The sequence below is a fragment of the Limnohabitans sp. genome (genome assembly GCF_044361985.1).
In the GTDB taxonomy this organism is placed as follows: Bacteria; Pseudomonadota; Gammaproteobacteria; order Burkholderiales; family Burkholderiaceae_C; genus Limnohabitans_A.
This window is the reverse complement of record NZ_JBIKHV010000107.1, coordinates 1-6798: the sequence shown is the minus strand read 5'-3', so window position 1 is coordinate 6798 and position 6798 is coordinate 1. Positions and strand designations below refer to the sequence as shown.

Sequence of the window (6798 nt, the reverse complement as noted above, 5' to 3'; positions counted from 1 at the left end):
CCGGGGCCGGGCCTATGACAACATCTTTGTGGAGCGGCTTTGGAGGAGCGTCAAGCATGAGGACATCTACCTCAACGGCTATGCCACCATGGGCGAGTTACTGGTGAGCCTGACGAAATACTTTGCCTTCTACAACATCGAGCGCCCGCACCAGACCTTGGGAAATCAAACCCCGCAGGAGGTTCACAAAACTTCAAGCGGCGGAGGTGCGATGATCGTGGACAAATACCGGAGTTAAGAAAGACTCACAGTTGCGATGCGCTCCAGCGGGACTGCGACCAAGGAAGTCAGGATTGAGATTGAGCCAGCAAAACCAAATGCGAAAACCGGGGCAGCGCCGACCAGCTGCGAGAAGTTGAGTGCAACTTAAACTGCCATCAAGTCTGTCCTGACTTTAGGGGCTACTTCAATTTTTGAAAACACTCTAGCAATAAATCTATTTAGGGAAACTCTGCAAAAGTCCCGCTCCTGTGTGCTTGGTGTAAGTCCCGTACAGCATCATTGACCCATGAAAAAAAGTAAGCCTTGATTTGAGCCTGATCGCGAAGAAAACCTGCAAGCGCGAGTTCCTAGATTAGTTGGACAAAGTCGTTCCGTGGCAGGCGCTGATCGAGTTGATCGCGCCTTATTACCCCGAAGGCAAGAAAGGGCGTCCGCCCTTCTCACTGGCGACCATGTTGCGCATGCACTTCTTGCAGCAGTGGTTTACCCTGTCGGACCCGGGCATGGAGGAGGCGTTCTTTGACGTGCCCCTGTATCGAGAATTTGCCCAACTTCAAGAGTTTTCGCGCATGCCCGACGAAAGCACCATCTTCCGGTTCCGCCATCGATTGGAAAAGCACAAGTTGGCCGATCAAATCCTGGCCACAGTCAACGACTTGTTGATCGCGCGCGGTTTGCTGCTCAAGACCGGCACCGTGGTGAACGCCACACTCATAGCAGCTCCCAGTTCCACCAAGAACAATGACAAAGCCCCCGACCCTGAGATGCACTCCAACCAAAAAGGCAACCAGTGGCACTTCGACATGAAGGCCTACATTGGCGCGGACGCGGACGCGGACGCGGACGCTGACTCTGGCTCTGGCTTGGTGCACACGGTGTGAGGCACATCTGGCAATGTTCACGATGTGCTCGAAGGCAATAGCTTGTTGCACGGGCAAGAAGTGGATGCGTATGGCGATGCGGGTTATCAAGGCATCCACAAACGCCCCGATGTCAAGCTTAGCGTGACATGGTACGTTGCCATGCGCCCAGGCAAACGCAGGGCTTTGGTCAAGAGCGATCCGCTTGACCAACTGACAGACAAGATTGAGAAAGCCAAGGCCGGGATTCGAGCCAAGGTGGAGCACCCGTTTCGAGTGATCATACGCCAGTTTGGCTATGTCAAAACCCGCTACCGTGGGCTGAAGAAGAACACGGCGCAGTTGGTCACGTTGTTTGTTTGTCCAATTTGTGGATGGTGCGGACAAAGTTGCAAGGGGAGCAGGGATGAGTGCGTCTGCAGGCAAGGCAAGTGGTGGTGCCCATGGCCAACGCAGCCTCAAGGGACTCAAAAATCGTTGCCCAACTCGGCGCATTGAGCCGAAAACGCAAAAAATTGAAGTCGACGGCCACTTGCCATGGCTTGCGTCGAATTATTCAGACCATCCCTAAATAGATATCAATTTTTCATATTTTCAATCCAGTGCTCTGCGGCAAGAGCAATAGCAAAAGCGAGAGCAGGGGTCTTAGGCTTTAAAAATCAAGCGCAGCGTGGCGCATCATTTTTCTAACCCGGTGACGGATGAGGAAAGCTCTTTAGCGCAATTCGATCTGGCAGCTCAGCGCGTAGCCAAACCCGCGCAGCGTCAGGATGGCATCTTCTGGCGCCCCGCAATGGCTGAGCTTTTTGCGCAGTGTGCTGATGCGCATTTCCAGGTTGGCAGGCAAAAGGCCCTTGTCCTTGGTGTCCACCAGTTGCATGGCTTGCCAGCGTTCGAGCTTTTGGCCTGCTGCACGACAAAACGCGGCCAGCAAAATCCCCTCGCCATGGCTCAGCGAGGCCTCCCCCTCGGGGCCGGTCAGGCAAAGGGTTTGGCTGTTGAGCACGATTTGTGCGTTGGGCATGGGGGCACTGGCTTTGAGTCGGCGGGCCAAATTGTGGATGCACACCAGCAACTCAGCCTGTTCTACGGGCTTGACGAGGTAGTTGTCAGCGCCTGATGAATAACCTTCGAGCCGGTCATTGAGCTGGCCCCGTGCGGTCATGAGCACAATGCCTGCCAGCGGCTGGGTTTTGCGGATGCGCTCAGTCAGACTAAAGCCGTTTTCACCCGGTAAGTTGACGTCGATCAGGTACAGGTCAGGCAAATCGCGGGTCGGTGTTTCGTCCACCTCTTCGGCACAAACCAGCCCTGCCACTTGATGCCCCTGGGCCTGCAAAAATTGCACCGTGGCTTCGCGCAGGCTGTCGTTGTCTTCCACCACCAATATGTGGAGCGATGGGGTGGGTGTCATTGGTCGGGGGAACGTTGCGAAAGTGATAAAACCGACACATCATAAAAAAAATAGGAATCTCATTCCAAAGCAAACCAAATCAAGGGCTTTGCACAGAGCCCGGCAGTTGCACCACGAAACAAATCGCGCTGTCGTTGGGTGCGTAGTCGATGCGGCCACCCAGAATGTGCATCAGGTTGCGCACCAGGAACAGGCCCAGGCCAGTGCCCGCCTGTCGCCTGGCGTGGGGGCTGCGGTAGTACTTTTCAAAGACTTTGTCGGCCTCGGGCCAGCCCGCAATGCCCGGCGAGTTGCTGACCTCTATTTGCAAAACGCTCTGACTGGAGGCTGGGGCGGACACCGACTGCAGACGCACCCTGATCGGGGTGTCCGTGGCCGCGTATTTGCAAGCGTTTTCTAGCAGGTTGCTGAGCACAATGAACAGCAATTGCTTGTCGGTGTTTGCCAACGACTGCTGTGGCAAATCCATGTGTATCTGTGCCGGTTGTTTGCAGTAAGACACCGCATCTCGCACGATGCCCACCACATCGGTGGGTGCCAGATGGGCGGTCAGTTGGCGATCTCCTAACTGGGCGGTTTGCAGGCAGCGCTCGATCACGTTGTCCATGTCGCGGATGGCTTTTCTGATCTCCTGGCTCCCTGAGGCCGTCGAGTCCAGGCGCATGTGCATGGTGGCCAGGGGCGTCTTGAGTTCGTGTGCCAGCATGGCCAGCAATTTTTCCTGCTCTTCTCGGATGTTGCGTTCTTGCTGAGCCTGAACTTGACTGCGCTCCAATGCCAAGCTGATTTCGCGGCGCTGCTGGTTCATCACATGGGCGCGGTATTGCAGCATCAGCAACACCAAAAATCCGGTCACTAGCCCGTGCACTTGCACGATGTGCAGCGCAATTTCGCCTGAGCTGACCAGACCCAGGCCCGCCAGCGCAGCCACACACAGGTTGGCCACCAGCAGGACATAAAAAGCCAGCACCACCGGTTTGGTCAGAGGCGGTTGTTGCGAGCCTGTTTTGGACCAGCCCCGCGATAGCAGCACCGAAAGAACAAAAAAGAACGGTGAGATCAGCACTTCGCTCATGTTCAGGCGCAGGGCTGCTGTGGGCCATTGGGTCAGCAGGGCCAGCTTGAGGGGGAACAAAGCCAGCATCAGAATTAACACGCGCACTGTCCAGCGCGGTGGGTCGAATTCGCGCAGCAGCATGAAGTGGAACAGCATGGCCGTGCTGACTGCGCTGATGCTGAAGATCGTGGTGCCCATGTCCAGCCATGCGGCCGGCCATGCCATGGGCCAAAAAGCGCGCAGGTAGCCCAAAGAGCCCAAGGCATAAAACAGCGCTGTGGTTTGTGCCAGGCAAAAGGCGCCAATCAAGGATTCCCGGCTGAACAGCCAGTAGACCAAGGCCCAGACCGCAAAGATCAGGATCAGCCCAATGTAGACGGCAAACAACAGCTGTTGAACGCGGATGCGCTGGTCCAGTGCTTCGACGTTCAGTGCCTGGACGTCAATCTGGCGGGTGCTGGTGGAGGCCAGTCGCAGCCAAATGTCGCGCGGCTGCTCACCGCGGGCAATGGGCAATAAAAAGTCCATCCCTTCAAATTCGTCTTCTCGGGGGTGCTGGATGTCGCCTGTTTTACCAACCAGCCCCTGGGTGGCCAAGGGGTCAAACACCTGGATGTCATCCAGATACACCGGGCGAATGCGCAGCACCAGCCGGTCTGGTTCTTTGACGGAGACCTGACTGGCTTGTGGGTCAATGCGCAAGCGCAGCCAGATCACCGAAGGGCCAAAGCCTTTGCTCAGCATGCCGGTGTAGGGCAGGGGGGTGCTTTGCTGAACGGCTGGCCAACTCAGTTGGCCCGTGGCGTCCTCCAGCCATGCCCGCTGCGTGATGTGGTCCTTGCCTTCGGCCGCGACAGCGCAGAGGGGCAGCCACGCCAACAGCCAAGCCAGCAGCCATCCCCTGCTAAAAATGAAGAAAACAGAACGTCGCGTATTCATGCTGAGCTTTGGATTTTTTTGGTTTGGGCGAATTTTATGATTTAACCTCTAAAGTTGGTATACATGATAAATATCGCAAAACTATTATTTTTAGTAAATAATTAGTTAAAAAATTATAAATCGGAAAACAAAGAGATGACTAAATCAACTGTCAATGCAATCCCATCCCCTCTGCGCTGGACCCTGGTGGCCATGGCGTGTGCCGTGGCTGCAGGCTGTGCCAGTGTCGAACCTGTTGCATTGACGCAACAAGACATGCAGGCTCAGCAGCAAAAAGACGGCGTCAATCTGCGCAAAGACGTTGAGCCTATCACTGGTCCTTTGACGCTGGACGAGGCCATGGCGCGCGCCCTCAAGTACAACTTGGACAGGCGTTCCAAGCAAATGGAAGAGGCCTTAGCCCTTGGACAGCTGGATGTGAATAAATACGACATGCTGCCCAGAGTGCTGGCACAGGCCGGGTATTCACGCCGAGATACCCCGCGTTTCACCGGCAGTACCAAGCCAGGTGACCCAGTTCCGGGCAGTTTTGCACGCAGTGAAACCTCTACATCCAGTGAGGCCGCTCACTACACCGCCGATCTGGGCCTGACCTGGAGCCTGGTGGACTTTGGCATGGGCTATTACGGCGCCAAGCAGCAGGCCGACCGCTTCATGATCGCTGGTGAAAAGCGCCGCAAAGCCATGCATTTGCTGATGCAAGACGTGCGCACGGCCTACTGGCGCTCAGCCAGTGCCCAGTTGCTCAAAGCCGATGTGCAAAAAACCATCCGCCTGGCCGAGGAAGCCCTGGACGATTCGCGCAAAGCGGCCACCGAGCGCGTGCGCAACCCACTGGAGCCCTTGCGCTACCAGCGTCAGTTGCTGGAGAACATGCGCTTGCTCGAGTCGATCGACCAAGAGTTGTCTTCTGCCCAGGTGGATCTGGCATCGCTGATCAATGCCCCCTTGGGGCAGACCATCCAAATTGCCACGACGGAACTGAAAAATATTGGCAACGAAGTCACGCAAGTGTCGGTGCAAAAGCTGGAAGAAGTGGCCTTGCTCAAAAACGCTGATTTGCGCGAGCAGCATTACAACGGGCGCATTGCCCGTGAAGAAACTCGCCGCACCTTGGTGCGCATGTTCCCTAATTTGTCCTTCAACTACGGGGCCAAGTACGACACCGACAACTACCTGCTGAACCGCACCTGGAACGAAGCCGGCGTGCAGATGTCTTTCAATTTGATGAACTTGTTCACCGGCCCGGCACAGATGAAGCTGGCCGAAGCGGGCGTGGCCCTGGCTGACCAGCGCCGCATGGCCACCCAGTTGTCTGTCATGACCCAGGTGCATTTGTCGCGCCTGGCCGTGATCAACACGCGCAGCCAGTTCGAGCGTGCAGACGCCATCTACACCACGGACAGCAAGATCTCTGAAATCATGCGCAACCGCCAGTCTGTGCAGGCGCAAAGCAAGCTGGACTTGGTCAGCACCGAAACCTCGGCCATCTTGAGTTTGTTGCGCCGCTACCAGGCGCTGGCCCAAGTGCAAGTGGCCGAAAGCCGCTTGGTGGCCACTTTGGGCATGGAGCCGCAGATTGGCAGTACTGGTGAGTTGTCACTCAAAGAGCTGACTGAGCAACTGCGCAAAACCCAGGCGCCTTGGGCGCAACTGCGTGCCGAAGCGGCTGTGCCTGCCCCAGTGCCCGCAGCAGCGCTTGCGAAAGTCTCAACCACTGCTGCCAGCGTGCCTGCTGCCGGTGCTTCTGTGGCCGGTGGTTCTGTAGCCAGCAGCACTCCCAGCAAAGGCAAATGGTGATCCACGCTCGTTGGCAGGCCGTGTGCCTGATGGCGTGCATGGCATCGACCGGTGTTTGGGCGCAGGCCACGGCTTCTCCCACGCCCCGGCCTGGTGTGCCGGTGGCGGGCAGTGCAGCGTCTAGCGCTGCGCTGGCCACGCCATCGCCACGCCCGACCATCGAGCGACAAGAGATTCGGGCCCAGTTGATGCCGCGTCGCTACACCACGATCGCCGCAGAAATTGGCGCCAAGATCTCGGCCATCAGCGTGCAAGAGGGGTCTGCGTTTCAAAGTGGGCAAACCCTGGTGAGCTTCGACTGCAGTTTGCAGCAAGCCCAGTTGCAAAAAGCCCAGGCTGAATTGGATGGCGCGGAGCAAACACTCAAATCGAACTTGCGCCTTCAAGAGCTGAACTCGGTGGGGCAACTCGAGTTGGACTTGTCCAAGTCGGCCACTGCCAAAGCCAAAGCCGAGGTGGGAGGCAACCAGGCGGTGCTGTCTAAATGCCAGATCGCTGCACCCTTC

Annotated in this window: 5 protein-coding genes and 1 pseudogene; 4 read left to right on the top strand and 2 right to left on the bottom strand. The window is 56.8% G+C overall.

Going from position 1 to position 6798, the window contains the following annotated elements; translation table 11 throughout:
* Positions 1 to 238, top strand: a 238-nt coding sequence (locus tag ACIQ3A_RS12965) for an integrase core domain-containing protein (RefSeq protein ID WP_396432145.1), incomplete at its 5' end; no start/stop codon positions are given.
* A gap of 292 nt (positions 239 to 530) precedes the next feature.
* A pseudogene (locus tag ACIQ3A_RS12960) lies at positions 531 to 1492 on the top strand (IS5 family transposase).
* 305 nt (positions 1493 to 1797) lie between these two features.
* Here the strand turns inward: ACIQ3A_RS12960 and ACIQ3A_RS12955 are convergent.
* Positions 1798 to 2496, bottom strand: coding sequence for a response regulator transcription factor (locus ACIQ3A_RS12955; RefSeq protein WP_396432144.1), 699 nt, complete (start codon positions 2494 to 2496; stop codon positions 1798 to 1800).
* A 79-nt stretch (positions 2497 to 2575) separates the two neighbouring features.
* Entirely contained in the window at positions 2576 to 4492 is a 1917-nt protein-coding gene (locus ACIQ3A_RS12950; RefSeq protein ID WP_396432143.1) for an ATP-binding protein, read from the bottom strand.
* Positions 4493 to 4627: 135 nt separating this feature from the next.
* Here ACIQ3A_RS12950 and ACIQ3A_RS12945 point away from each other — a divergent pair, with 135 nt between their 5' ends.
* A complete protein-coding gene (locus ACIQ3A_RS12945; RefSeq protein ID WP_396432142.1) occupies positions 4628 to 6292 on the top strand; it encodes a TolC family protein in 1665 nt (554 codons plus the stop codon).
* On the top strand, positions 6286 to 6798 hold a 513-nt coding region (locus ACIQ3A_RS12940; protein WP_396432141.1), incomplete at its 3' end, for a biotin/lipoyl-binding protein. The genes ACIQ3A_RS12945 and ACIQ3A_RS12940, both read left to right, overlap by 7 nt.

What these genes read in the sequence shown, in the direction of transcription:
- ACIQ3A_RS12945 (WP_396432142.1), top strand. Translation starts at nt 4,628, where the DNA reads ATGACTAAATCAACTGTCAATGCAATCCCATCCCCTCTGCGCTGGACC.
- ACIQ3A_RS12955 (WP_396432144.1), bottom strand. Translation starts at nt 2,496, where the DNA reads ATGACACCCACCCCATCGCTCCACATATTGGTGGTGGAAGACAACGAC.
- ACIQ3A_RS12950 (WP_396432143.1), bottom strand. Translation starts at nt 4,492, where the DNA reads ATGAATACGCGACGTTCTGTTTTCTTCATTTTTAGCAGGGGATGGCTG.